The sequence below is a fragment of the Nocardioides sp. JS614 genome, from assembly GCF_000015265.1.
Lineage (GTDB): Bacteria > Actinomycetota > Actinomycetes > Propionibacteriales > Nocardioidaceae > Nocardioides.
Genome location: NC_008697.1, coordinates 1 through 24,188, shown reverse-complemented (window position 1 = coordinate 24,188; position 24,188 = coordinate 1). Strand labels below are relative to the sequence as shown.

Genomic DNA, 24,188 nt, shown 5'->3' with positions numbered 1-24,188 from the left:
GGCACAGGCCACGGGCCGGGAGGTGGCCTGGTGATTCCGATGCTGATCATCTCCGCGGTGGCGGGCCTCGGACTGCTGCGGCTCCACCGGCTGGCGTTCCCCTCCGCACCGCCGCTGGCCGACCAGGCGGCTCGGTGGGAACGGGCACGCGCCCGGGCCGGTCGCCGTGCCCGTCTCGACATCGCACCTGAGGACCAGACCTGGTCGAAGAGGGCCGCGGAGTGGTTCGCCGAGCAGCTGCGCACCCGCCGCCCCGACGACATGCAGACCTACGAGCGCGACCTCGCCGTCACGGGTCAGCCGATGGAGGAGTGGCTGGCCAAGCTCCTGGTGTGGTTCCTCATCGGCCTTCTCGGCCCGGTCGCGCTGGTGCTGCTCGGCAACGCCGCCGGACTGGGTATCCCGATCCTCGTCGCTCCCGCCCTGGGGCTCGTGAGTGCCGTGGTCGCGGTGCTCGGCGAGGTCCGCCAGCTGCGGGAGACCGCCGGCAAGCGCCGCGAGGAACTGTGCGACGCGCTCTCGGACTTCCTCGACCTGGTCGTGATGTCGATGGAGGGCGGCCGCAGCCACGCCGACGCGCTGCCCACCGTGGCGCAGATCGGCACCGGCTGGGCCTTCCACACCATCTACGACGCGATCGACAACGCCCGACCCAACGGCATGACGCCGTGGGAGGCGCTGGGCGAGGTCGGTGAGCGATTCGGCGTCGTGGAGCTGCTCGACCTGCGGGCCTCGCTGAACCTTGCGCAGGACGAGGGCACCAGCATCCGCAACACCCTCATCGCCCGCGCGCAGTCGATGCGCGATGCCCGACTGGCCGATGCCCACGCCCGTGCGAACAAGTCCACCGACGCGATGCGCAACAACCTGATGGTGATGGCCCTCGTGGCCGCCGCCTACGTGATCCTCGCCCGCGTCCTGTTCCTGTTCTCCGCCTAATTCCAACGTCGATTGCTTGAAGAAAGGAACCACCTCATGAACGAGTTCACCCACCTGAAGATGGCGATGGAGTACTGGCGCTCCCGCTGGGAGGTCGCCCGCCGCGACGAGCGCGGAGCCTCGGCGCCGGAGTACCTGGTGCTGCTGCTCGGCATTCTGGTGATCGCTGGGCTGGCGATCCTCGCGGTCCGCACGTTCGTCACTAACAAGGGCAACGAGCTCAACGGCCAGTAGGGCCGGCGAGCCAACCTGCCCCTGGATACCGAGGACGAGAAGCCAGCCATGACCATCCCGAACCCCCGCCGGCCCGTGCAGGGCCGCGGGCTGCGCCGCCGCGACGAGCGCGGCATCGCGGCCCCGGAGTTCGTGGTCATCATGCCGCTGGTGATGCTGATCTTCCTGATGCTGGTGCAGTGGTCGGTGCAGCTGTACAACGACCGGATCGTGCACGCCGCGGCCCGTGAGGCAGCGGTCGACGCGGCCTCCTGGGAAGGCACCGAGGACGCAGGCAGGCAGACCGCCAACGAGTACCTGGCCGACTCCGGCAGCGACCTGTCCAACACCAGCGTCAAGATCAACGTGGGGGCGACCGAGGTCACCGTCACCGTCTCCGGCGAGGTGATGACTCTCTTGCCCGGCTTCACCAAGCGGGTCTCGGCCACTGCCACAGTGCCACGGGAGAGGTTCGCAGAATGACGCGGCCGCCGACCACGACAGCAGACTGGCGAGACGCCATCGACTCCTTCAGCCACAACGGCCCCGGAGGCGATGAAGCGCTCGCAGCCCAGCATCCGGACCTGATGGCCGCCCTTCAGAAGCTGACGCCCGACGACGAGCCGCTGAAGATCGGCGGGGGGAGAGTCACCCGCCAGACAGATGGGTCATGGCGAGTCGGACGTGACAGGAACCTTGCCTCGCCGTGGGTCGTGGTCCAGTCGCTCCGTTCCTCCCGCCACCGCTACCCGCGCCACGGCCGTTCCTGGCGAGAGCGTCTTCGCGTACCCCGCGACGAGCGCGGCTACGCCGCCGTCGAGCTACTGGCGATGACCACCGTGCTGGTCGGCTTCATCACCGTCGTCGTCGGCGGCGGCCGGATCGTCGACTCGAACAGCCAGGTTGATGACGCTGCATACGCGGCCGCGCGGGCAGCATCCCTGGAATCGAACTTCGAGGCCGGACAGATCGCAGGCCGCGACGCGGCTGCCGACTCGCTGGCAGATCGGGGCAAGGCCTGCACCCATCTGACAGTGTCGTTCGCGGGAACCGACTTCCGCACCTCGGGCCACGTGAGGGTCGAGGTCACCTGCCACGCGAACCTGAGCGACGTCGTCGGGTTCGGCCTGCCTGGCGCCAAGGACTTCACCAGCACGGCCGTGGTCCCCATCGAGCAGTACCGGAGGCTGCCATGATTTCGCGGCTGATCCGACGACTGCGGACCCGGCGCGACGAGCGGGGTGTGGTCTCTACGTGGACGATCCTCATGGCCGCGGGGGTGTTCCTGGTGCTGCTTGGCCTGGTCTATGACGGCGGCAACGCCATGAATCAGCGGATCGCGGCCCACCGCGCCGCGGAGCAGGCCGCTCGTGCGGCCGCCGATGAGATGCGCGGCGTCCGTGACGGCACCGAAGGAATCAACCAGGCGACCGCGACCGCCCGCGCCAACCAGATCCTGCAGCAGGCCGGCTGGAGCGGCAGTGTGAACATCGACGGCCTCGACGTCACCGTCAGGGTGACCGGTAAGTCGGACAACGCGTTCCTCAACGTCCTTGGCTTCACAAGCTTCCCGGTCGACGAGACCGGCACCGCAACGTCCATCACGGGCCCGAACTAGGTTCCCAGGAGAGAGAAGAAACGCCATGCTGGGATTGGTCAAGCGACTCGGAGCCCTCGCACTGCTGTTGGGCCTCCTCGTCGGGTTCCCTGCCCTGCTGCTCGCGGCTGTGGGCAACCCGTGGCCTGACGGCGGGTTGAACGAGCTGTCGCTCATGAGCAACTCGGCCGTGCTCGGGATCGTCTCGCTGTTGGGCTGGTTCGTGTGGGGGCAGCTGCTGGTGTGCACCCTGTGGGAGATCCCGCCGGCCCTGCGTCACGAGACCGAGGGGGCCTCGAGGCTGCCGATCGCGGTCGGTGGTCAGCAGAGGTTCATCCGGATACTGGTCCACACAGTGCTCGCGGTCGGAGTCACCTCGACGGCACTGCTCGGGTCGCACGCAGCCACCGCGGAGGCTGCACCGGCCGCACCGCTGCGGCCTGTCACCCATGTCGCACACCAGACTCCGGCCGCGAACCCGGAGACAAGTCCCGCCGTATCGCCGGCACAGGCCGTCCCGGACACCACCCATCGGGCCGACCGCCCGAGGATCGTCACCGACAAGGGCGACACCCTGTGGGGCCTGGCCGAGAAGCACCTAGGAGACGGGTTCCGTTGGCAGGAAATCGCGGACCTGAACCATGGCCGGGTCATGGTCGACGGACGCACCTTCAACAACCCGCGCAGCATCGAGCCTGGCTGGGAACTGCTGCTGCCCGCCGGTGCGACCGGCCTGCCCGGCGACCAGACCTCCGCGACCGAGCACGTCGTCGCGCCGGGTGAAACGCTGACCGGGATCACCAAGGAGACCACTGGCGACCCCGACAACTGGCAGGCGCTCTACGAGGCAAACAAGGACGTCATCGGCAGCGACCCCGACCTGATCTACCCCGGCCAGGTTCTCGTACTGCCGGGTACTGGTGCCGTCGACCCGGACACGGGCACCGACCGGCCGCACCAGCGAGGGCCCGGTCAGCGCGACGAGCCCGGCACGTCCACCGGCGGCCAGGACGAGCAGGCGGACGACACGGGGGACGACCGCTCCACGGGAGCCGACGACGCGGAGGGACAGGAGCAGCAGCAGACGCCCGCCGAGCCGGCCGCCCCGACCGCACCGTCGCAGCGATCGGCGCAGGGGGCCCCGGACAGCACGGAGCAGCAGGCCTCGACCGAAGCCGACGAGGCCAGCGACGAGGGCGGGATCACGGGCCTGCGGGCCCTGCTGGCCACGGCCCTGTGTCTCTCGGCGGGAGCGCTGGGACTGGTGATCGCCAACCGTCGTCGGCAGTTCCGTCAGCGCCCGATCGGTCGGACGATCGCCTCGACTCCCGACGAGCTGCTCGAGGTGGAACAGGCGATCCTCGAGCACGGCTCAGAGGCACAGAAGGACGCGGAGTTCCTCGACCGGGCACTGCGGCACGTCGCGGCGTCGTGCAAGGTGGCCGGCGACCGGCTTCCCCAGCTGGGTGCCGCCGTGCTCGGCGATGAGGACCTGACTCTCCTGTTCACCCAGCCCGCCCCCGGGCAGGTGCCGGAGGGCTGGACCGCGACCGATGACGCCCAGGCCTGGATGCTGCCGCGCTGGACCTTCCTCGAGGAGGACCTCGAGAACCAGCCGGCCCCGTACCCGGCGCTGGTGAGCATCGGCCTCGACGAGAGCGGCCGCACCTGGTACCTGGACCTGGAGACCCTGGGCGTGTGCGGCATCGGAGGTGAGCCGGAGCAGGTCGCCGACATGGCCCGCTTCATGGTGGCCGAGCTCGCCGTCAACGACTGGGCCAATGGCTGCGAGGTTCTGCTGGCCGACCAGTTCGCCGCCGAAGCGATCCGACTCAACCCGGCGCGGCTCCGGCAGGTCAATCGCAGCGACGCGCTGGCCCGGGCTGCCGTGCTGACCGGCGAGATGGGTGAGGGCGAGCACAACCTCGACGCTGACGTGCTGACGCGACGCCGCGACGGGCTGTTGCTGGACACGACCAGCCCGGTGGTGGTTGTGCTTGCATCCCGTCCCGAGGGCGAGTTCGTCAGTGACATCGAGGACCGGGACCGCTCCCGGGTGGTGGTGGTGCACGGGGATGAGGAGTCGCCGGCGGTCGAGCTGTCCGGCGATGGGATGGCGTTCCTGCCGGTGTGGGGGATCAGTGTCAAGGCACTGACCTTGAAGCCGGAGCACGTGGCGCCGATGGCGGACCTGTTGGCGGCCACCCGCAGCCTCGAGGACGAGCCGGTGCCGGCCATGCAGTCCGACGATGGTCCGCTGGGCAAGTACGCCCGTGCTGACGGGTCGCTGCGTGAGGAGTACACAGAGCCGCGGCACACTGAGGGCAACGACCGCTCCTCGATGCTGCCCGATGCCGACGAGGTCTACCTGGCCACCGCGGCAACGACCGCCGAAGACCTCGCCGCGGCCGCGCCGAGTGTTCCCGTGGAGGTCCGCGCCGAGATCGCGGCGCTCGACCCGACGCTGGACCAAGACGTCGCTGACTGGTTCGACGAGTCCTCGCCGCGTCCCAAGGTGAACCTGCTCGGTCCGGTCTCGGTCACCGCACTCAACGGCGGCGACCCCGCGGCGATCGACAACGCTGGCGGAACTGTCTCCTTCATCGCCTACCTGGCCTGGCAGGACCGCGGAGTCACCGGGGAGCGTGCCGCCGCAGCATGCGGGTGGCAGACCCAGAAGACGGTTCAGAATCGCGCCACCAACGCCCGCTTCCTGCTGGGAACCCGGCCCGACGGCAGCGACTGGCTCCCCGACGCGAGCATGAGCGCCAGTGCCCGCCGAGGCCACAGCCCGACCTACGAACTGGTGAGGGACAGCGGCGGGGTGCTGAGCGACGCCGACCTGTTCATCCGGCTGAAGCACCGGGCACAGCGGCGAGGCGACAACGGGTGCGAGGAGGACTTGGTGACCGCGCTGTCGCTGGTCACCAGCACGCCGTTCGAGGGGATCACCGAGAGCCGGTTCAAGTGGGTCTTTAAGGAGGGGCTGCAGCGGCCCGACGTCATCTTGGCTGGCGCGATCCATGACGCGGCCCACACTCTGGCGACGCGGGCCGTCACCGAGGGCCGCACCGATCTGGTCCGGCTGGCCTGTGACGCGGCCCGGAGGGCAAACCCCCACGGCGACATCGCATGGCTGGATCTGGCCGCGGCCACCGAGGCGGAATCCGGTCGCGAGGCCGCCGGTCAACTGGTCCGCGAGCAGGTCCTCGAGCAGTTCGACGAGGACCTCCCGCCGCGCTCGGAGGCCATCGTGGAGCAGCGCGAGTGGGGTGCCACCGGCTAGCCCACGGCTGGCTCCGAACGGGGCTCTCGAGGACGGCTTCGGCCCTGTCTCACCTGGATGGTGGGACAGGGCCGAAGCCCGTTTTTGGGGTCGTCCAAGGGGTGTCCGCAACCGTTCGGACGAACTTTTTTGACTTTTTCTCGGAGGGATCTGGTGAGCGGCCTCACCGGCTCTGACCTGCGGTTTTGCGTTTGGTGAGCGGGTGCGGTGAGCGGTCACCGGGCTGGTCCGGGGGTGTGGTGAGCGCTGTGGTGAGCGAGGTGGTGAGGGGTCGGTTCTGCAGTAGGCGCGTCCTGATCGCCTCTCTCGGAGGACCGCCATGTCGGCCAGTCACCCCGCCCACGAAGTCACCATCGGCGCCGCATCCCAGATCCCGACCCCGCGTCTGTCCTGGAGCGACCGCCAGCACCACCGGCGCAAGGCCCAAAGCGCCCTGGCCACCGCGGTCATCAGCAGCCTGGAGCGCTCCGGGAAGTGGGGCGAGTGGCAGCAGGTCGAGCCCCGGCTAACCGAGTTCGCCAGCCTCGACGAGGCACGAGAAGGATGGCGTCGACGCGACGAGCGCTGCTACCAGGTCGTGGCCGGCCTGACCGCCCTCGGGTCCCGCCGCGGAGGCGATGACGACGACGCCGCGCTGGCCGTGGCGGTGCTGCTCGAGGACGGCGTGAACCGGGTAGCGATGACCCTGACCGACGTGTGCGAGATCGACGACGTCAACGCCACGGTGTGGGAGGAGGTCAAGGGAGCTGAGCCGCAGGTGGGCTGCCACGCGGCCACCTACCTGCTGCGGCGGACCCGGCAGCGTCTCAGCCGCCCGGCCGCCGGCATGGTCTCCCGGGTCGACACGACTTCCCTGGAGGCGAGGACCGAGGTGAACAACTCGCTGGTGCTCGGCAGCCATACCGACGGCGCGGGCCGCGCCGACCAGGACCGCGACCTGATCCTCGCGGTCCCCGACGTCCAGGACCCGGTCGACGACCTGGCCGACCTGCTCACCTGGGCACGCGAGGTCGGCGTGATCGACACCGACGAGATCGACCTGCTCATCGAGCTCCTCGCCGCGGAGAACGACGGCATGGCCCGCGAGGAGGCCCAGCGGGTCGTTGGCCAGCGCCACGGCGTCGCCATGCGGACGATCCGACGTCGCCGCGACCGCACCGCCGCGCGGCTGCGCGACGCCGCACCGAAGTACCTGGCCGCCATCGCCTGAGCACCTCGGTCAGCATCCTCGAAGAACTTTGCCGCGCCCTGTCCGATCCGGACAGGGCGCGGTTGCTTCTCCAAACATGAGCGAGCAGGCACACACCGCAGCCACAGTCTCCGAGCCGACCCCCGAGGTCGTCGCGCAGCTGCTGGACGTGGTGGCCGACCAAAGCGTCGACCACGCGCTGTCCGACATCGAGCGGATGATCGCGCGCCTGCGCGCCAACGCCGAGGAGGCCGCGGAGGCACGCGAAGTGCTCCGCAATACCCCCGCACCCGTTCTCCGCGAAGCGCTGCGGCTCCGGGCAGCCCGGATCGAGGCGACCCGATGAGCACCAGCACCGCGACCCGGTACTCCACCCGTGAGCTGCGGGCCGCGGCCGCCGCACTGGCGGCCGGCAAGTTCTCCACCACGGCCACGCGACCCTCGACACCGGAGACGGCCGAGGACCAGGACCTGCGGGCGCCCCGCGAGGCGACCGCCGCGACCGAGCGTGACCGTGCCCCCCGTGGCACCGGCGACACGCCGAGCCCGGGCGCCACGTCGACGGTGTCGACGGGGGCCGGGCCGCTGGTGCGGGTGCGTGCCGCCAACGCCGGCGCCGGTGCCTCGACGATCGCCCTCGCCCTGGCCGATGTCGCAGACGCCGCCGGTATCCGCACCCGTGTGCTTGATGCGGCCGCTCCGGCGTGGTCGGGACTGCTGGGCGCCACGGTCACCGAGCTGGGCGCGGCCGAGGGATGGCGCCGCGGCCGCCGCGGCGACGGCGTGCTGATCGACCGCGTCGAGGAGCCGGTATGGGTCCCCGGGGAGGTGCCCAGCCCGCGGTCGGTGAATGGCGTGCACCTGACGGTTCTGGACGCCGGCTGGTCGATGCGTGAGCTCGCCGCCTCCGGGGCGGGTTCCTGGGTCGCCACGACGCCGGCACGCGCGGAGGTCCTGGTGACCCGGCCGCATGGACTGGCGCTGAGCCAGACCGAGGCGGCGCTGGCGGACCTCGAGGACCAGCTCGCCCGCGACGGGGTCGTGGTCGTCGTGGTGGGCGCGGCCCGCTGGAGCGACCGCGAGTTCGCCCCCGCAGGCCGGCTGCTGCGCACAGCTCGACAGCAGGACGCCGTTCTGTTCGCGCCGCTGCTGCCCGCCAAGGCCCTCCCGGGTCTCGGCCCCGACCCGCTGCCCAAGCAGCTCACAAGTCCCTCCCAGCACCTGCTGGAGCGGATCACCACCATCACCGGCCCGCTGACGGCGAACCGGACGTGAAAGGAAAGAAGGAGAAGAAATGATCATCGAGACCATCTCGGAGGTCGCCACCCAGTTCGCGGCCGCGGGAAACATCAAGGCCGAAGGCGTCGGCAACGTGTGCGCTCAGGCCCCGACCGGAGTCAAGCCGTACGTCAACGACATCCTCGGTTGGGTCAAGTACGGCGTGATCGCCATCATCATCGGCGCCGGCTTCGCCTCGTCGGGGGCGCTGATCGTGGGGAAGTTCGGACAGATGGGCCGGGCCGCGCAGATCGGCGCCTCGGGGCTGTTCTGGACCGTGATCGGCGCGATCGCGTTCGTGTGCATCTACGCCATCCTCAACGGCATCGTCGGGAACGGCTGCTGACATGTTCGACCGGAGCCGACACGTCTACCAGGCAAAGCTGGTTGACCCCGACACCGAATGGACCCGCCGCCGGCTCCAGATCCTGCTGGGGGCCGTGGCTGTCGTCGTACTCGCCCTGGCGGCGGGCGGCGTGTGGTCGGTGGTCAGCATGCTCACCGGCTCCTCGTCCGGCGACGGAACCGGGTCCGATTCGGCACAGTCCGCCCAGGACCAGCTCGCCGACAAGCAACTGCCCGACGCGCCCTTGGAGGCCGCACAGCCCGGAAGCTTGTCGTCGGGCGAGACCGGCACGATCGAGATTCCGGCACCAATGGGGGTGGGGGAGGTCGGTGTTGCGACCGGGTTCCCGCACACGCCGGAGGGTGCCCTGGCTCAGCTGGCCGCGATCGACACGACCGCGTTGACCTCGGCGTCGGTTCGAGTGGCCCAGGAGGTCATCACTGCGTGGGCCGCGCCCGGCGGTCCGACAGCCGAGAGCTGGTCGGGTGTGCAGGGCTTGGCCGCACTCCTGGAGTCGGCCGGAATGTCATCGGAGGCTCAGAACACGATCACGATCGGCGCAGAGCCGAAGATGGGATTCATCAAGGGCACGGTCGGTGACGACTTCGTCATTCCGTGCATCGACTTCATCATCACCGCCACCACCGCGTCGGGCCAGCCGCAGCAGGTCGCTGCCGCCGACTGCCAGCGCATGGTGTGGCAGGACGGTCGGTGGGTGATCGGCGAGGGCGAGGAGCCGGCACCCGCACCGTCGCTGTGGCCCGGCTCCCAGGCATCCTTCGACGCCGGCTACCAGTGGCTGGAGGTGCCGCAGTCATGAGCACGCAGACCGTTGCGGGCATCGTCCCCATGATCAATCTCAACCCCTTGCACTGGCTTGGGGACAAGGCCAAGGAGGGCCTGGCCGACGGTTTCACGTCGATGATGATGTCGATCTGGTCGGGCGCATTGTGGCTGCTCAAGACCGCCTTCGGACTGATCGACAACTTCACCCCCAACGTCGCCGACCCCGACCTGGCCAAGTTGTACTCGATCACCTTGTGGATCGCCCTGGTGATCGCCCTGGTGATGGCGTTCGGCCAGATCGGCCTCGCGGTCATCCGGCAGGACGGCCGTGGGTTCGGCACCCTGGCGGCCGGAGTGGTCCAGTACGGCGTCGTCTTGTCCTGCTGGGTCACCGTGAGCGCTGGGTTCATCGCCGCCGCCTCCGGGCTCACCAAGGGCATCTTGGACACGCTGCTCGGTGTCGACAGCTTCTCCGGCTACGCGGCCGGCGACGGGTTCGTTGACCGCGTCTCGGGCACGACACAGGCAGCCACGCTCGGCATCTGTGCGCTGTTCATCCTGATCCCGGCGTCCTTCGGTCACATGGTGATCATGATGGTGCGCTCGGCGGCGCTGCTGATCCTGGTGGCCACCATGCCCATGGCGGCGGCGGGAGCGCTGTCGGAGGGCACGAAGTCGTGGATGTGGAAGTCGATCCGCTGGTTCCTGGCCTGCGTGCTGATAGAGCCGCTGCTGGCGCTGGTGGTGGGCATGGGCACGCAGTTCGCCTGGGCCGGCATGCCCGACGGTGAGGAGCAGAGCCCCGCTGAGAAGGTGCTGCACTTCTCCTCGACCTCGGAGAACATCGGCATGTCCGTGGTCGGGTCGATCATCATGCTGGTGGCCTGCTTCATGCCGCTGGTGTTGTTCCGGCTGCTGGCCTTCGTCGATCCCGGCACCGCTTCGGGTGCCTCGTTCCGGTCGACGATGGACGCCAACGGCGGCGTCGCCGGGCTGTTGAAGGGCAAGGGCGCCGGCGCCCAGGCGTCCGGCTCTAGTGCTGCCAGCGAGACCGCCTCGGACGGGCGCACGACCTCGGAGAACGGTGCTGAGGCTGAGACCGCGAACCGGTTCCAGTCCTCGGGGTTCAAGAAGTTCGGCGGCAAGGTCGGCGGGTTCGTCGGCGGTGCCATGGAGAAGACCGGGAAGGTCGCCCAGGCCGGTGCCTCGATGAGCGTCGACGTGCTCGGCCAGTCCGGCATCGGCAACCAGGGCTATTACCCGACCGACCACACCCCCAAGCAGAAGCGGCAGGGGCAGCAGGGGCAGAAGCTGAAGCCGTTCAACGACACCAACGGCGACGGCGTCGCCAACGACATTCCCCCCGAGGCCCAGGCCGCAGTTGAGGACGGAGCGTTCATCGCATGAGTGTCTACGGAGCATCCGCAACCCGAGACCGGCAGGCCTGGCTCTTCGGGCTCACCGGCCCCCAGTTCTTCATGGTGCTGGCCGCCGGGTTCCCGACCTGGATGGCGATCGCCATCGGGCAGTGGCTCGCACTGCTCGGCCTCGTCCCGATGTGGGGCGTAGTTGCGCTACTGATCTGCCTACCGATCCGAGGCCACTCGGCCTTCCAGTGGATCGGCGTCCTGTTCCGGCACCTGGCCGGGGCAGCGTTTGGCTGGTCCCGGTTCCAGTCCAAGGCCGCCGCCGGCGACCTCGACCTCGGCGACGCAGACGACGATGAGGACGACGGCGACGCAGACGACGATGAGGACGACGGCGACGCGGGCGAGGCGGACCTGCCCGGCATCCTGTCCAGCATCCAGATCCACGACGGCCCGCCGATGACCGGGCAGACCGCACGCCCGGCGATCATCCAGAACCACGCAACCCGCACGTGGGCAGCCACCGCGCGGGTCGTCCACCCCGGCATCGGGATGAGCGACGACGCAGACCGGTTCCGCATGGGCGCCGGCCTCACCGAGATGATGGAGGCCGCGACCGCCGGCAACCAGATCGACCTGATCGTGGTTCAGGTCCGCACCATCCCCGACGACGGCACCGAGCGCGACGAGTGGGTACGTCACAACGCGCGCCCCGACGAGCCCGAGGTCTCGGCCCGGGTCAACACCCAGCTGGAGTCGATGACCGCCGGCGCGGCCGTGCGCCGCGAGGCGTTCGTGACCGTGGTGGTTCGTGAGGACGTCATCAACAAGGACGCCAAGCGCGCAGGGCGAGGCGTGACGGGTCGCGCGCGCATCCTGTACTCGGTGCTGGCCGAGGTGGAGGCCCGGCTGACCGGCTCGATCGGCTGCACGCGGGTGAACTGGCTCGACAGCTCCGAGCTCGCCGTGGCGATCCGAACCGGGTTCGAGCCCGGCGATGCGCCGGCGCTCGCGGACGCCGCGATCCACCACCGCGAAGACCCGTCGATCGCGGCCGGTATCCCGGTCGCGGCCGCGGGTCCGACCAATGCGTCGACCGCACTGCGGTCCTACAGGCACGGGGAGTGGGAGTCCATCTCCTCCACGATCCTGCTGCCACGCAAGGGTGCCCGGATGGGTGCGCTGGCGCGGGTGCTGGTGCCGTCCCAGCCGGGCGAGCGGCGCGCGCTGACGGTGTTCTACCGGCCCGTCTCGCAGCAGTCCGCGGACCGGGCCACCGGACGGGCACAGATGTCGGCGGTGATGGCCGGCACGCTGCGTGAGAAGGCCGGCAAGGTTGAGCGGGCCAAGGACCGCCAGTCGGTCGGCAAGCTGCACGACCGCGACGAGAAGCTCGAGATGGGTCGCTCGCTGGTCAAGGTGTCCTCGGCGATCTCGGTCACGGTTCCGGCCGGGTGGAACGTTCAGGACTTCGGCCGTCGTCTCGACGCCTCGATCCGCATCAGCGGCTTCACCCCGCTCCCTCTGGACGGGGCACACGACGCGGCCTTCGCCGTGTCTGCGATCCCGCTGGGGGCAGGCCTGCCGAAGAAGCGCCGCTAACCCGAGAAGCGCGCAGACCCGGCCCGGCCTGAGACAGCCCGGCCGCCAGATGTCCGATCCGGCGGCCGGGCTGTTGCTTCTCCAGGCATGACGGAAGACCTGGGGCGTCACCACGCAGTTCTCTCCCGCAGACAACCTGTCGCCCGTCCTGAACCAGTCCGCCCGTCCCCGTGCCGGGCGGCGACGAAAGGAAGACACACCATGAGCACCAGTTCTGCAAGGCTCGCCCGAGCGCGACCGGCCGCCCGCCTCACCATCGTCGCGCTCCTGTGTGCGGCTGTGACCATCGTGAGTGGTGGTTCGCCGGCCGCCGCAGCAACCCCGGTCGAGGACATGGGGTGTCGCATGGTCGTGTTCGACAACCTCTGGGAGCACCCCTACAGCCGCGACGGGATGGTCCTGAAGTACCGGGGCTGCAAGGTCCGGAAGGGCTGGTCCAAGAAGACCTACCGCGCGATGAAGGACCGCCAGTGGCGGCTCAACAAGCACCTCGCGGCCTCCGAGTGCACTGTCGGGGACCACCACCTGTCCGGTGTCAGCAGGACGCACTACAAGGGCACCCGGGTCGTCGTCTTCAAGTACCGCTTCGACTACGTGCTGTCCTGCTGAACAGTTCGGCCGGTAACCCGCACCGGCTTCAAAGATCCCGGCCGCCAGATGTCCGATCTGGCGGCCGTGCTGTTGCTTCTCCAGGCATGAAGCACCAATCCGCCCTGCCGAAGGAGACACCTGTGATGTCGACGCGACCGAGGAACCGCTCGGGCCGGAGCGAACGGACGCCGCTGGTTGGTCGCCTGCACGAGATGGCGACCACGCTCCACGTCCCCACCTCAGTCCCGCCGGTCTGGTGGCAACGACCCCACCTGGCAGGCCGGGCTCTGATCAAGAGCCCGCAGATGACGGTGCTGGGCCAACTTGGCCGCGGTATGAGCTACGGCCGACCGGGACGGGGCGCGAAGGCTGCCCTGGCGCGGTGGCTCTACGTCGATGCGATGCGGCGAAGGCGGCGGCCGGTGGTCGTCCTCGACGCTGGTCGTGGGTTCGAGGTGCTGGACGAAGTCGCCGGGTGCGAGCCGCTCGACATGTCGGGTCCGCCGGAAAGGCGATCGACCCGCTCACGGTCAAGCACGCGTTCTCGAGCTCGCCGCGCGTGACGACGGGGGAGTGGTGAGGGTGGCGGCGACCAAGACCCGCGCGCGCGGCGGGGCGAAGAACGCACGGCCGGCGTCGCGGACGATCGACGACCTGCTCTCGGACTTCGGGACCACGATGCCCCGCAAGGCGGCTCCGGTCGCGGAGCCCCCGGCGGAGAAGCTGTTCCCCGGTTCAGTCAAGGCCAACGGCGTGCGCCGGATGGGGCATGGATGGGCGCCGACGATGCCGCCGCTGGCCGGCTACCAGATGACCTCGGAGGAGACCCCGGTCCTGTGGCCGCTGATCTCCGGTGACGGGCTCCCGCCGTGGGGGGCCGAGATGGGCTACGACGTGCTCTCGGGCGGCAAGTTCTACTGCGACCCGATGGGCTGGGTGCTCGACGACTCGATCCCGGTCACCAACCCCAACATCTTCATCTTCGGCAAACCGGGCCGCGGGAAGTCCGCCACGGTCAAGGCGTTCATGCTCCGCATGATCCGCTACGGCTACCGGTCCCTGGTGCTCGGCGACGTCAAGGACGAGTACGAGGACCTCGCCCGGTTCCTCGGCGTCGACCCGTTCCGCATCGGACCCGGTCTCGCGGGCCGGATCAACCCGCTCGACCTCGGGCCGCTCGGCGTTGACTGGGATAAGCAGACCCGCGAAGAGCAGCACCGCCGCGCGAACGTGATCTTCAACCGTTGGCTGTTCCTGATCCGGGGCCTGATCGGCTCCCAAGGCGTGACCTTCACCCCGACCGAGGAGCGGGTCATCAACAAGGTGCTGCGGCACCTGACCGGCTGGTCTGTCGGTGCCTCCCAGCTCAAGCCGGTCACCATCCCCAAGGTGTGGGCCGCACTGGACTCGCCCACCAAGGAACTGGTCTCGGACTGCCGCTACTCCTCCGAGCAGGCCTTCTACGACGGCACCCGGCCGCTGCGCGACGCTCTGGGTGCCCTGTGCGAGGGCTCGCTGCAGGGCATGTTCGACACCGAGTCGACCTTCCACCCCGACTGGCGTGCACCGATCCAGACGCTGTCGCTGCGCTCGCTCCACGAGACCGGCAACAAGGTCGCCGTGGGCATCGCTCTGATGTGCCTCAACTCCTGGGGTCAGGGCATGCGGGAGACCGCTCAGGCGGGCGATCGGCGGATCGTGCTCCGCGACGAGGCCTGGCTGCAGACCCGCCTGTCGCTGGACGCGGTCATGGCGCTGGACGCCAACCTGCGGCTCTCCCGCACCGAAGGCGACATCCAGCTGGTGACCTACCACAAGCCGTCCGACCCGCTCTCGGCCGGCGACGAGGGCAGCCAGGCCGCCCAGATCGCCAAGGACCTGCTCAACCTCTCCGACGTCCGAATCCTGATGGGCCAGGACGAGTCGGTCGCCGACGAACTCGGCCGCCTGATGGGCCTCTCGGACATGCAGCAGAGCGTGATCACCAACTGGGCGATGCAGGAGAAGGGCCGCGCCCTGTGGATGGTCGGCGACCAGCGGTACAAGGTCCAGACGCTGCTCACGCCTCTCGAAAGGCGGCTCACGTACACCAACGACGCGATCGACCCGGCGGCGTGAATGTTCGCCGGATTTCTGACGGTTTCGCGTCGAACTTGGACCCCTTCGGCGCCTGTCTGAGGAGGCAGTAAGTCGTGAAGAAGGGCATCCTCCTCGGCCTGCCGCTGCTGCTGATCGCACCGCTGATGCTGCTCATGCTGGGCATGGGGAGCGCGAACATCGAGGCGGTCCGCGCGGCGTGCGCGACCACGGTCAACTCAAGCGCGGGCGGTTCGTTCGGGATCGGAACGCTGAACTGGCGCGGCGCTTCGCACTACGAGAAGAACCCCCATCCCGGCGAGCGGCCCTACGGCGAGCGGGTGCCGAACATGGTGACCAAGATCGGCGCGTCCGGGGCCTCGATCATCGGGTTCCAGGAGTTCGAGCCTCCGCAGGCCCAGGCCTTCCTCGAGGCCACTGACGGGGCCTGGGAGATCGTGGCCGGCAAGCGCCGAGGGCACCGATCCACCGCGGACGCGATCGCCTACCAGCCCTCCGCCTGGAAGCTGGATGAAGTCCGCTACGTGTCGATCAGGTACGGCGGCCCGATGATCCAGGTCCCGCTGGTGCGGTTCACCTCCACGGCGGGGCTCGGGTCGATCTGGGTGCTCAACACCCACAACCCCGCCAACGCCGTCGGCGGCACGGACGCGATGCGCGATGCCGCCGTCCGCGCCGAGGCCGAGGCATTGGGGAAGCTGCAAGCCGCCGAGCCGAGCACGCCGCTGTTCCTGACCGGGGACATGAACGACAAGGCCCGGTTCCAGCGGCTGTTCCTGTCGGTTGCCGGTCAGGGCTGGTCGGCCGCCAACCCCAGCGACAAGCAGATCGACTGGATCATGGGCAGCCCCGGTGTCAGCTTCTCCGGCACCGTCGTCGACCAGAGCACCAACGACAAGGCGCACAGCTACACCGACCACCCGTTCGTCCACACCACCGCACAGTTGACCGGATCAGAGTCGGGTCGAACAGATGCCAGCACCGGCCTGGGTGTGATGCCCACGGGGATCACGGCCACGCCCGGTGGGCCGGTGACAGGTCAGGTCCTGGTCGCGAACGCGAACATCAAGACCGATGCCGGCTTCAACCCTGGTGTCCGCGCGCTCGCCGGCCCGTCGCCAGACTTCATCACGCTCAACGAGGTCGAGGGCATCCCGTTGTCCCAGATGCGTTCGACCGTCCCCGGCTACGACGCCTATCGCGAGGAGCCGCCGGCCGGTGAGGATGCGGGGCAGGCCATGGGCAGCGCGATCATGTGGCGCTCCGACACCTGGACGATGCTCGACGGTGGCCGCGTCAAGATCGTCGACGACGACCACACCGTGTTCAAGGGCGAGAACAAGCTGTGGGACCGGTTTGCCGCCTGGGGCATCTTCCAGCGCTCCGACGGCGCCGTCGTCTCGATCATCGCGGTTCACCACATGACGAACGTCTATCGGTTCCCCGGCCAGTGGGGGAACCCGCCGATGAGCCGCGCCGAGCAGTACGGCCTCGGCATGGACTACCTGACCGACCTGGTCGGCGTGCTGGCCCCGTACGGGCCGGTGCTGGTGGGCGGCGACATGAACTCCCACCCCAACGACGGGCCCAACGCGGCCGCGCCACGGATGGAGGCGGCCGGCTACCTCTACACCAAAGACTCCGGCGTCATCTACAACTTCTACGCCGCCCCCGTGAATGTCACCAAGACCTGGGAGATCAGCAAGGCCGCCGTCCACTCCGATCACCCCGCGTTGTTAACACGCATGGCCATGAACGGTGCCGGTCCCGGCACGAACGCGCCCACCGGCACCCAGCCCGGCGCAACAAGGCCGGCCGGCTGCCCGCCGTGCCCGACCTTCGGGAACCTCGGCACACTGCACCAGCCCGTCGCTGCGACCGGCAACCTCGACGCCGCCAAGGTTGCGGCCTCGGCCGCCTACCAGGCCGGCTTCCGTGGGGAGGACCTGGTCACCGCGGTGGCCATCGCCCGTGTGGAGTCGACCTGGGATCCGAAGGCCACCAACGGGAGCCACTTCGGGTTGTGGCAGATCTCCGCGCAGCACAAGGGCAAGGTGCCCGGCTGGAACACGCAGGCCGACATCTTCGACCCGCTCCTCAATGCCCGCTACACCTTCGCGCTCTACTCTGCTCGACCCGGGTCAGGCGAGGCCAAGTTCGCCGACTGGATCCCGTTCGAGAAGACCGACTACCACCAGTTCCTCGACGTCGCCCGCCAGGCGGTCGGCGCAACCGGCGGAGGCACCGCGAACGTCGGCAACACCGGCTGCACCGCGTCGCCAATCCAGGTCGCCGGTGAGCTCTCGGCCGCACTCAAGGCCCGCCTCGACGCCATGATGAACACCCCCAACGGCCTCTGCGGGCTGTCGTGGACCAGCGGTGCTCCCTGCACCTACGACAACCAGTGCCCCAAGGTCGTCGACGCGCTCTACGGCGGCCCTGGCGTCGGCCGGGGCTACGGAAACGGGCAGGACGTCGCCCAAGGCATCATCAACGCCGGACTGGCCCAGTCCCACGGCACAGGCCTCGACCCGCTCCCGCCCGTGGGCGCCGTGGTCTCCTACAACACCGGCAACGGCGTCGGCCACGTGGCGATCTACGTGGGCGGCGGCAAGATCTTCGGCAACGACTACGGCTGTAGCGCGAACGGCGTCTACGGCTGCGTCGGGTTCGCCGACGTCCACACACCCGGTGGCTCGGTCACCTGGGCCCTGCCCAAGCAGGCGTTCGACCTCGGCGCGATGCCGGCCGCGGCCGCGTAAGCCGCGACGGAAGACGGGCGATCGCAGCGGAAGTCGAAAATCGGTCGCGCTGGTGTGTCCGATCGGCGCCGTTCCGGGTTGCCTTTCCAAGCATGGACGTACGTATCGGCACCACAGTCGACGGCCAGGCCGCCGGGTTCGACACCAGTAGCGCCCGGCCGCTGCTGCTGGTCGGCGACGTCGGCCGAGGCAAGACCACCACCGCGCGCTACCTCACCCGGTGGTGGCTGGCGAACACCCGGCGGCATGCCCACGTGTACGCCCAAGCACCCAGCGAATGGGCAGACCTGCGCTGCGAGCCCGAGGACCCCGACCAGCTGCAGAACCCGGTCGGCCGCGACTGCCGTCCGGGAGCCTGTCTGGTCGTGGTCGACGACATCGACCTGCTCGACGACAGCCGTATCTCCTTTCTGCCGCTGGGAAGGGCGCGAACGATCCTGACCTCTCACGGCGACAGCCTGGCCGGCCGCGCGCTACTCGACAACGAACTCGACTGCCTGGGCCTGGTCCGACCCGATCACGCCGACCCTGCCGAGGCCGCAGTACTGGACGGGCAGGGGCGCCTGGACTGGCCGATCGGCACTGTCGCGGTCATCCCGGATCAGCGGGGGCCGATGGACTTCCCGTGTCATCGCTGGCAGGCACCGGCCGTTGCATGGGCGGTGGCGCGATGAGCATGGAGCGTTCCCGGCGCGCCCGGTTCACCAACGTCGCCCCGACGGCGGGCGAGTTCACGGTGGCGGTGCTCCTTGCCGGGGTCTTCTTCGTCCTGGTCACGCCGCTGGTCGTCCAGGCGCTCGTCGGCTGGGCGACCGCGGGGGTGTTCGCGTTGCCGAACGGGCACCTCCTGGATGCCTACGGCGGGCTGCTGCACGGCCACTTCGGTGCGGGCCTGGCTCGCGGGGTCGCTGATGCGCTGCCGTCGGATGCGGTGATGTGGGTGCTCACGCTCCTCGGCGAGGTGCTGGTTCTCGGTGCTGCCGTGGTGGTTGGCATGTGGATGCGCGACATCACCGGCACCGGCTCCCGGCACGGCCTGGCCACCCCGACGCAGGCCGCGGAGGCACTCGGGGTGCCGCGGCTGCGCACGAGCGCCGCGGTGATCCGGCCAGACCTGTACGCCCGTGCCGGGCGACGGACCGCGGACGCCAGCAAGTAGCCGGGACTCACAGACAGCGGAGAGGAAGCCCCAACCATGACCACAGCTCTCAAGCACGTGAAGCCGCAGGAGGTGGGCTGGCGGCTCGGCCAGGCCGGCCGCAGCGGCCCCGAATTGTGGGTGCCCTTCGACAGGACGACTTGCGTGATCGGCCCCCAGGGTTCGGGCAAGACCCTGGACCTGCTGGTGCCCGCTCTGCTGGACGCGCCCGGGGGTGCGCTGGTGACCCTGACCAAGCCCGAGGACCTGTTCCTCACCCTGGAGGCTCGACAGCGCGATGGCCGCCCGGTCGCGGTTCTCGATCCGTTCAACGCCGCCCCCGGCACGCCGGAGCTGGTGTGGGACCCGATCAAGGGGTGTGAGGACGCGATGCTCGCCGAGCGGCGGGCGAAGGCGTTCGCGAACGGCACCATCAAGGGCGCCACCTCTCAGTCCTCCGACCAGGCTGCCCGGTTCTACGCCGGGGAGTGCGCGAAGGTCCTGCAGGCCTACTTCCACGCCGCGGCGATCGCCGGCGTCGGGCTGGAGGAGGTGCTGATGTGGGTCTCCAGCCCGCGCGAGTACCCGCAGGCCGAGGAGATCCTGCGTACCCACCGGGCCGCGGAGCCCCTGTGGGACGGTTTGCTGCGCGGCGCCCTGTACGGCGACGAGCGGACCGCCGGCAACACGATCACCACCGTGCAGCAGTCCATGGCGCTGTTCTTCCAGCGCTCGATCCGGGAACGCTGCGTCCCGTCCGCGACTCGGCCGGCGACCGATCTCGAGGCTCTGATCCGGGCGGGCGGCACGATCTATCTGCTGGGCCGCGACGACCCGTACGCGAGCGCGTCTCCGCTGATGACTGCTGTCACCGAGCAGATCCTGGACACGGCCAAGCGGCTGGGGGAGACCTCCCCGCACGGGCGGCTGTGCCCGCCCTTCCTCGCCTGTCTCGACGAGCTGCCGTCGACCGCGCCGATCCCGACGCTGTCGACCCGGATGGCCAACGAGCGTGCGCTGGGGCTCTCCTTCATCCTCGCTGCCCAGACCTGGCGGCAGTTCGTGGTCTGCTACGGCGAGGACGAGGCCCGCACCATCTACGGGTTGTCCAACAACCTGGTGGTCTTCGGCGGCGGCAAGGACATCCGCTTCTACCAGGAGCTCTCCGACCTGATCGGGTCCACCAGCCACACCGAGACCCGGTACTCCGCGCGCGGGCACGAGCTGTTCGGCGTGATGGACCGGTCCTACGACCAGCGGCGGGTGCCGATCCTCGAGCCGGCCGAGCTGCGCCGCATCGAGCAGCGCAAGGCCCTGGTCCTGGCGGAGATGTACGACCCGATCATCGCGAACCTGCACCGCTGCATCGACGGCAAGCGCGGCAAGGAGCTGCTGGCCGCGCAGGAGCGTGCCCGGCTCGCGGCGCGCCACGGCGACGCCGCGGAGCCCATCCACCCGGTGCCGGTCGAGCCCACGTTGCCGACCGAGCCGGTGTCCCGGACCCGGCAGCGGCTCGGGATGCCGAAGTAGACGAGGAGCAGCCGATGACGACGATGCACCCCTCCGAGGTCGCCTCCCGTGCAGCTGGCGGGAACGCCGCACCGAGCGGCAACGGGATGATGCCGCTGGTCGGGCTGATGGTGCGCCCGTTCCCCGAGCCCGGGCCGACGATCCGTACGGCGATGGAGCAGCTGCAGCAGGCCACGGTCGAGCCTCCCGCTGATGAGGAGGCGCTGCGCGAGCTCGCGCAGATGCCGCGGCCGTGGGACCCGGCCACGTGCACCGGGCTGATGCGCTCCGAACTTTGGGCGTGGCTGGACCTGGTCGCGATGTGGGTCAACGAGCAGCACCTGTGGAACGTGACCCGCCCCGGCATCCCCGAGTGCTGGCCCGCGCACCCTCACCTGGTGCACGACCTCGGGGTGCTGGCCTGCAGCCGCTACTACACCAGCTTCGCCGTCACCCCGGCCGCGCTGGAGGACTGGCACCGCTACGGGCTGCCGGGGTTCCTGGAGCGGCTGCGTGACCGGCTCGGCGACGGCTGCCAGCCCAGCAAGCACCAGCCCCGCCCCCGACGCGAGCGCGACGAGAGCCACGCCTCCACGCGGGTGCGCCGCGGCCGCAAGCAGCGCTACCGAGACGACGTCGACCGGGCCGCGGAGCTGGAAGCGGTCGCCAGCAAGCCCAACGACACCAAGTCCGACCACGACGACCTTCACGAAAGGTGGTAACCGCGATGGCCACTCCAGACAACAGCAGCAGGCGGCTTCGACTCGTCGACGACCAGCAGGCCCAGCCCGACGAGGCCGCGGCGCCGGACGGGGGACTCACCGCCAAGCAGGCGGCTGCGTTCGCCGCGCTGGTCGCCAACGCGAACCAGTCCGTCGTCGAGCGCACGCTCGACCAGATGAACGCCGAGCAGCTGCGGTCGCTCGCGATCGCACTGGCCACCCAGGTCAACGCCGCCGAGAACGCAACCGGCGAGGTAGCCGGCGTCGGCCCCGACGGCATCTGCGCGATCGCCATCGCCACAGCCGCACAGTCCTTCGGCACCACCCGCGACGCCGTCCTCAGCGCCGACCGCCACCGGGCGGTGACCGACGCCCGTGCCGTGGCCATGACCGCGGCACGCCGCGGCGGCCTGACCCTGCCGGCAATCGCGACCTACTTCGGCAAAGACCACACCAGCGTCATGTACGCCCAGAACAAGGTCGCGAACAACCCTCGCCTCAACGCGGTCTGCGCCCGGATCGTCGACCAGCTCGACGACCACTACGCGGACCCGACCAGCATCCCCGCCGAGGACCCCGCCACCGCTGCCGGTGGCCGCAGCACGACGCTCCAGCTAGCCGCGCTCGACCAGGCCCGCGACGACACCGCCCGTCGCCACCACGACGAAGACGGTCAGCGGCTCTCGGTCTCAGCTGCACCCGCCAGGTAGGCAGGCACGAGCGGAATGCTGAACCGGGAGCAACAGCACCTGCTGGGGTCGCTCGGCGCTGGGATGACGGCCGACGCTCTCCTCGATCGCCTCCGCGAGCGTGGGACGCTGGAAGGCGGCCGCTCGGCGCCGCAGGACGGCTGCTGGATCAACTACAACCGCAAGGCGGTCTGGCTCGAAGATCACTCCGAGTTCTCCGCAGCATTGCGCGCGGCCGCCGACGCCAGTGCAGCCGACGCAACGCAGGCGTGGCGCCGGATCCGGCCGAAGGTCGTGTTGAAGGTGACGTGGGCAGAGGCAGCGGCGTACGGCACGCGCCTGCCGCAGGAGTTGCGCACCGAACTGGACACACTGCGGCGCACCGAGCGCGACGAGAACCGCATTTGGAGCGAGTTCAGCGATGAACGCGGCGGCTGGCCCTGGCGGCGCCGCTACGCCACCGATGAAGAGCACAAGGCTGCCGAGACCGAGTGGGACGCGGTCTACGGCAAGCACCTCGTCGCACTGCGTGAGGTGTGGGACCGCCAGAAGGCGGCGATCGCCCGCGCGCTCCCGCTGACCGTCGATGACGAGCCTGTGGACCTCCTCGAGCTCCTCGACCAGCAACCAGCGGCACCTGCCGTGCCGACCCAATCCGCGACCATGCAGGCCGGCGCGCTCCGGGCCCCGGCCACCGCGCCGTCGCCGGCGCCGGCGACGGCGGCGCCTCCGGAGGAAGGACTCTTCAGCCTCCCGAGCACTGATCCGAGCATCGGCCGCTGAGCCCTCGGCCAGGACCGCACTGAAAGTGTCGGTGCCGGCGTCTACGTTGACCTCATGCACCTCACGGCGGACGAGATCGACCGGTTCTGGTCGCGCGTCGTGAAGGGCCCACGGGAGACCGATTGTTGGTTGTGGGCCGGAGGCGGCACGGCCGCGATCGGTGACGACGGGTACGGGCGCTTTTGGGTGGCCCGGGACGGGCGCCAGAGGGTGCTGAGGCCGCATCGAGTGGCGTGGGCTCTGGCCGAAGGCGTGTCGATCGACCTTCCCCCCGTGGTCGAGCACGTCGTGTGTGACAACCCCATCTGCGTGCGTGCCGAGGGCACCCTGCTCGATCACCTCGAAGGTTCCACCCAAGCCGCAAACCTGACACGCATCGCCCAGCACGGCCGCCGTGACTCGCGCGGCTACCGGGGTCGGCTGCTGGGCCGAGAGGCGATGTACCGCCGGTCGCTCGCGCTGCGCGCCGCGGTAGCCGACGGTTGGGATGATGAACGGATCGCTCGCGCGCTGGCCTCGGTCGACGAGGCGCAGATGGCGCTGTTCTGATTCACGAATGCTGGCCCCGGCGAGGGCTACCCTTCCACCGAGCGGTCAGTCGCTGACCAGTCCGGCCGCGTAGCCCAGAGCCTCGTCGATCGACGCCAGAAGACTGGTCCGCTCGCCCAAGTAGAGGCGTCCGGTCACGTACAGGACCTCTGACCAGAGATGCTCCGCGGTGGGAACGAAGCCGGGGTAGCAAGGCCAGGCGCTTGCCGGGCACCGGTCCGCGTCGCCGACCAGCCAGCTGCCGACGAGGGTGTAGCCGTCGACGACGCCCGGCTCGAACACATCGAAGTGGCGCGTGGCCAGTTGTTCTGGCGTTCGAGGATGGATCGGTCGCATCAGGCCGAGGCCGCGCGCGACGGTCAGGGGATCGTGTCGGAGCTGGGTGCACAGTTCGACGAGAACACAGTCGGGGCGCGGCAGAGCTGAGCCGCTCCAACCAACGGAGACCGTGGGAGGGGCGTCTCGGTCGCCCATGTTGGGCCACACTGATGCCCAGTAGGACCTGGTGTTGGGGTCGTATCCCCAGGTGCTGTGGGCCTCGTAGCCCGGGATCTCGACGGAGTCGTGTAGCTCGTCTCCCACGACCAGCGCTGCGTTCCGAGAATCGAGGTCCATCTCCATGTCGGTCGAGTGTTCCACGCCGCGCCGACACTCTCTCGCCGTCGGCAGCAGCTGTCGAGATGCAGCGAAGTTTCACGAGCCGCCCGCGGCGAACGTTGCGGAGATCCCCAGAGTCAGCCGACGT

General features: G+C 69.7%; 24 protein-coding genes. 23 read left to right on the top strand and 1 reads right to left on the bottom strand.

Annotated elements, in window-relative coordinates; all coding sequences use genetic code 11:
* The first annotated feature begins 39 nt into the window (after positions 1-39).
* From NOCA_RS00120 to NOCA_RS00010, 23 genes are all read left to right on the top strand, one after another.
* Positions 40-939: a hypothetical protein gene (locus NOCA_RS00120; protein ID WP_049774147.1), complete on the top strand. Its 900-nt coding sequence runs from the start codon at positions 40-42 to the stop codon at positions 937-939.
* Between the two features lie 36 nt (positions 940-975).
* Positions 976-1,173 carry a hypothetical protein gene (locus NOCA_RS00115; RefSeq protein ID WP_011751434.1) on the top strand — a complete coding sequence of 66 codons (198 nt, stop codon included), beginning with the start codon at positions 976-978 and terminating at the stop codon, positions 1,171-1,173.
* A gap of 48 nt (positions 1,174-1,221) precedes the next feature.
* Complete coding sequence (locus NOCA_RS00110; protein ID WP_011751433.1) at positions 1,222-1,635, top strand: TadE family protein; 414 nt, start codon at positions 1,222-1,224, stop codon at positions 1,633-1,635.
* The gene (locus tag NOCA_RS00105; protein WP_238383334.1) at positions 1,632-2,348 is read left to right on the top strand and encodes a TadE/TadG family type IV pilus assembly protein; all 717 of its coding nucleotides are present in this window, start codon (positions 1,632-1,634) and stop codon (positions 2,346-2,348) included. Before NOCA_RS00110 ends, NOCA_RS00105 begins: the two co-directional genes overlap by 4 nt.
* 71 nt (positions 2,349-2,419) lie before the next feature.
* Positions 2,420-2,770, top strand: coding sequence for a pilus assembly protein TadG-related protein (locus tag NOCA_RS00100; RefSeq protein WP_158305601.1), 351 nt, complete (start codon positions 2,420-2,422; stop codon positions 2,768-2,770).
* Positions 2,706-6,035: a LysM peptidoglycan-binding domain-containing protein gene (locus NOCA_RS28375; protein WP_274378253.1), complete on the top strand. Its 3,330-nt coding sequence runs from the start codon at positions 2,706-2,708 to the stop codon at positions 6,033-6,035. Before NOCA_RS00100 ends, NOCA_RS28375 begins: the two co-directional genes overlap by 65 nt.
* A gap of 319 nt (positions 6,036-6,354) precedes the next feature.
* Positions 6,355-7,245: a hypothetical protein gene (locus NOCA_RS00090; RefSeq protein ID WP_011751429.1), complete on the top strand. Its 891-nt coding sequence runs from the start codon at positions 6,355-6,357 to the stop codon at positions 7,243-7,245.
* Positions 7,246-7,321: 76 nt separating this feature from the next.
* On the top strand, positions 7,322-7,570 hold the full coding sequence (locus NOCA_RS00085; RefSeq protein ID WP_049774146.1) for a hypothetical protein: 249 nt from the start codon (positions 7,322-7,324) through the stop codon (positions 7,568-7,570).
* Complete coding sequence (locus NOCA_RS00080) at positions 7,567-8,499, top strand: hypothetical protein (protein WP_011751427.1); 933 nt, start codon at positions 7,567-7,569, stop codon at positions 8,497-8,499. Before NOCA_RS00085 ends, NOCA_RS00080 begins: the two co-directional genes overlap by 4 nt.
* A gap of 19 nt (positions 8,500-8,518) precedes the next feature.
* Positions 8,519-8,848, top strand: coding sequence for a hypothetical protein (locus NOCA_RS00075; protein WP_011751426.1), 330 nt, complete (start codon positions 8,519-8,521; stop codon positions 8,846-8,848).
* A 1-nt stretch (position 8,849) separates the two neighbouring features.
* The gene (locus NOCA_RS00070) at positions 8,850-9,668 is read left to right on the top strand and encodes a hypothetical protein (RefSeq protein ID WP_011751425.1); all 819 of its coding nucleotides are present in this window, start codon (positions 8,850-8,852) and stop codon (positions 9,666-9,668) included.
* The gene (locus tag NOCA_RS00065) at positions 9,665-11,041 is read left to right on the top strand and encodes a hypothetical protein (protein WP_011751424.1); all 1,377 of its coding nucleotides are present in this window, start codon (positions 9,665-9,667) and stop codon (positions 11,039-11,041) included. The genes NOCA_RS00070 and NOCA_RS00065 overlap by 4 nt, the downstream gene beginning before the upstream one ends.
* Positions 11,038-12,603: an SCO6880 family protein gene (locus NOCA_RS00060; RefSeq protein ID WP_011751423.1), complete on the top strand. Its 1,566-nt coding sequence runs from the start codon at positions 11,038-11,040 to the stop codon at positions 12,601-12,603. Before NOCA_RS00065 ends, NOCA_RS00060 begins: the two co-directional genes overlap by 4 nt.
* A gap of 201 nt (positions 12,604-12,804) precedes the next feature.
* Entirely contained in the window at positions 12,805-13,212 is a 408-nt protein-coding gene (locus NOCA_RS26235; RefSeq protein WP_011751422.1) for a hypothetical protein, read from the top strand.
* 564 nt (positions 13,213-13,776) lie between these two features.
* Positions 13,777-15,312, top strand: a complete 1,536-nt coding sequence (locus tag NOCA_RS00050; protein WP_011751420.1) for an ATP-binding protein — start codon at positions 13,777-13,779, stop codon at positions 15,310-15,312.
* A 74-nt stretch (positions 15,313-15,386) separates the two neighbouring features.
* On the top strand, positions 15,387-18,053 hold the full coding sequence (locus tag NOCA_RS00045) for an endonuclease/exonuclease/phosphatase family protein (protein WP_011751419.1): 2,667 nt from the start codon (positions 15,387-15,389) through the stop codon (positions 18,051-18,053).
* 92 nt (positions 18,054-18,145) lie between these two features.
* On the top strand, positions 18,146-18,727 hold the full coding sequence (locus NOCA_RS26870; protein WP_041545908.1) for an ATP-binding protein: 582 nt from the start codon (positions 18,146-18,148) through the stop codon (positions 18,725-18,727).
* Positions 18,724-19,212 carry a hypothetical protein gene (locus tag NOCA_RS26865; RefSeq protein WP_140403938.1) on the top strand — a complete coding sequence of 163 codons (489 nt, stop codon included), beginning with the start codon at positions 18,724-18,726 and terminating at the stop codon, positions 19,210-19,212. The genes NOCA_RS26870 and NOCA_RS26865 overlap by 4 nt, the downstream gene beginning before the upstream one ends.
* 36 nt (positions 19,213-19,248) lie before the next feature.
* Positions 19,249-20,721, top strand: coding sequence for a type IV secretory system conjugative DNA transfer family protein (locus tag NOCA_RS00030; RefSeq protein WP_011751417.1), 1,473 nt, complete (start codon positions 19,249-19,251; stop codon positions 20,719-20,721).
* A 14-nt stretch (positions 20,722-20,735) separates the two neighbouring features.
* Complete coding sequence (locus NOCA_RS00025; protein WP_011751416.1) at positions 20,736-21,422, top strand: hypothetical protein; 687 nt, start codon at positions 20,736-20,738, stop codon at positions 21,420-21,422.
* Positions 21,423-21,427: 5 nt separating this feature from the next.
* Positions 21,428-22,132 (top strand): helix-turn-helix domain-containing protein, encoded by a 705-nt coding sequence (locus tag NOCA_RS00020; RefSeq protein ID WP_011751415.1) that lies wholly within the window; start codon positions 21,428-21,430, stop codon positions 22,130-22,132.
* Positions 22,133-22,147: 15 nt separating this feature from the next.
* The gene (locus NOCA_RS00015; protein ID WP_011751414.1) at positions 22,148-22,894 is read left to right on the top strand and encodes a hypothetical protein; all 747 of its coding nucleotides are present in this window, start codon (positions 22,148-22,150) and stop codon (positions 22,892-22,894) included.
* A gap of 54 nt (positions 22,895-22,948) precedes the next feature.
* Positions 22,949-23,443, top strand: coding sequence for a hypothetical protein (locus tag NOCA_RS00010; protein ID WP_011751413.1), 495 nt, complete (start codon positions 22,949-22,951; stop codon positions 23,441-23,443).
* Between the two features lie 45 nt (positions 23,444-23,488).
* On the opposite strand, the gene NOCA_RS26220 is transcribed toward NOCA_RS00010, so the two are convergent.
* Complete coding sequence (locus tag NOCA_RS26220) at positions 23,489-24,064, bottom strand: hypothetical protein (RefSeq protein WP_140403937.1); 576 nt, start codon at positions 24,062-24,064, stop codon at positions 23,489-23,491.
* Positions 24,065-24,188 lie beyond the last annotated feature (124 nt).

Excerpts from the sequence above, each read along its gene's own strand:
- NOCA_RS26220 (WP_140403937.1), bottom strand. The coding sequence starts at position 24,064 with ATGGAGATGGACCTCGATTCTCGGAACGCAGCGCTGGTCGTGGGAGAC.
- NOCA_RS00085 (WP_049774146.1), top strand. The coding sequence starts at position 7,322 with ATGAGCGAGCAGGCACACACCGCAGCCACAGTCTCCGAGCCGACCCCC.
- NOCA_RS00090 (WP_011751429.1), top strand. The coding sequence starts at position 6,355 with ATGTCGGCCAGTCACCCCGCCCACGAAGTCACCATCGGCGCCGCATCC.
- NOCA_RS00115 (WP_011751434.1), top strand. The coding sequence starts at position 976 with ATGAACGAGTTCACCCACCTGAAGATGGCGATGGAGTACTGGCGCTCC.
- NOCA_RS00120 (WP_049774147.1), top strand. The coding sequence starts at position 40 with ATGCTGATCATCTCCGCGGTGGCGGGCCTCGGACTGCTGCGGCTCCAC.
- NOCA_RS00025 (WP_011751416.1), top strand. The coding sequence starts at position 20,736 with ATGACGACGATGCACCCCTCCGAGGTCGCCTCCCGTGCAGCTGGCGGG.
- NOCA_RS00105 (WP_238383334.1), top strand. The coding sequence starts at position 1,632 with ATGACGCGGCCGCCGACCACGACAGCAGACTGGCGAGACGCCATCGAC.
- NOCA_RS00065 (WP_011751424.1), top strand. The coding sequence starts at position 9,665 with ATGAGCACGCAGACCGTTGCGGGCATCGTCCCCATGATCAATCTCAAC.
- NOCA_RS26235 (WP_011751422.1), top strand. The coding sequence starts at position 12,805 with ATGAGCACCAGTTCTGCAAGGCTCGCCCGAGCGCGACCGGCCGCCCGC.
- NOCA_RS00020 (WP_011751415.1), top strand. The coding sequence starts at position 21,428 with ATGGCCACTCCAGACAACAGCAGCAGGCGGCTTCGACTCGTCGACGAC.
- NOCA_RS00075 (WP_011751426.1), top strand. The coding sequence starts at position 8,519 with ATGATCATCGAGACCATCTCGGAGGTCGCCACCCAGTTCGCGGCCGCG.
- NOCA_RS00110 (WP_011751433.1), top strand. The coding sequence starts at position 1,222 with ATGACCATCCCGAACCCCCGCCGGCCCGTGCAGGGCCGCGGGCTGCGC.
- NOCA_RS00080 (WP_011751427.1), top strand. The coding sequence starts at position 7,567 with ATGAGCACCAGCACCGCGACCCGGTACTCCACCCGTGAGCTGCGGGCC.
- NOCA_RS26865 (WP_140403938.1), top strand. The coding sequence starts at position 18,724 with ATGAGCATGGAGCGTTCCCGGCGCGCCCGGTTCACCAACGTCGCCCCG.
- NOCA_RS00030 (WP_011751417.1), top strand. The coding sequence starts at position 19,249 with ATGACCACAGCTCTCAAGCACGTGAAGCCGCAGGAGGTGGGCTGGCGG.
- NOCA_RS00060 (WP_011751423.1), top strand. The coding sequence starts at position 11,038 with ATGAGTGTCTACGGAGCATCCGCAACCCGAGACCGGCAGGCCTGGCTC.
- NOCA_RS00070 (WP_011751425.1), top strand. The coding sequence starts at position 8,850 with ATGTTCGACCGGAGCCGACACGTCTACCAGGCAAAGCTGGTTGACCCC.
- NOCA_RS00010 (WP_011751413.1), top strand. The coding sequence starts at position 22,949 with ATGCACCTCACGGCGGACGAGATCGACCGGTTCTGGTCGCGCGTCGTG.
- NOCA_RS00015 (WP_011751414.1), top strand. The coding sequence starts at position 22,148 with ATGCTGAACCGGGAGCAACAGCACCTGCTGGGGTCGCTCGGCGCTGGG.
- NOCA_RS00100 (WP_158305601.1), top strand. The coding sequence starts at position 2,420 with ATGGCCGCGGGGGTGTTCCTGGTGCTGCTTGGCCTGGTCTATGACGGC.
- NOCA_RS26870 (WP_041545908.1), top strand. The coding sequence starts at position 18,146 with ATGGACGTACGTATCGGCACCACAGTCGACGGCCAGGCCGCCGGGTTC.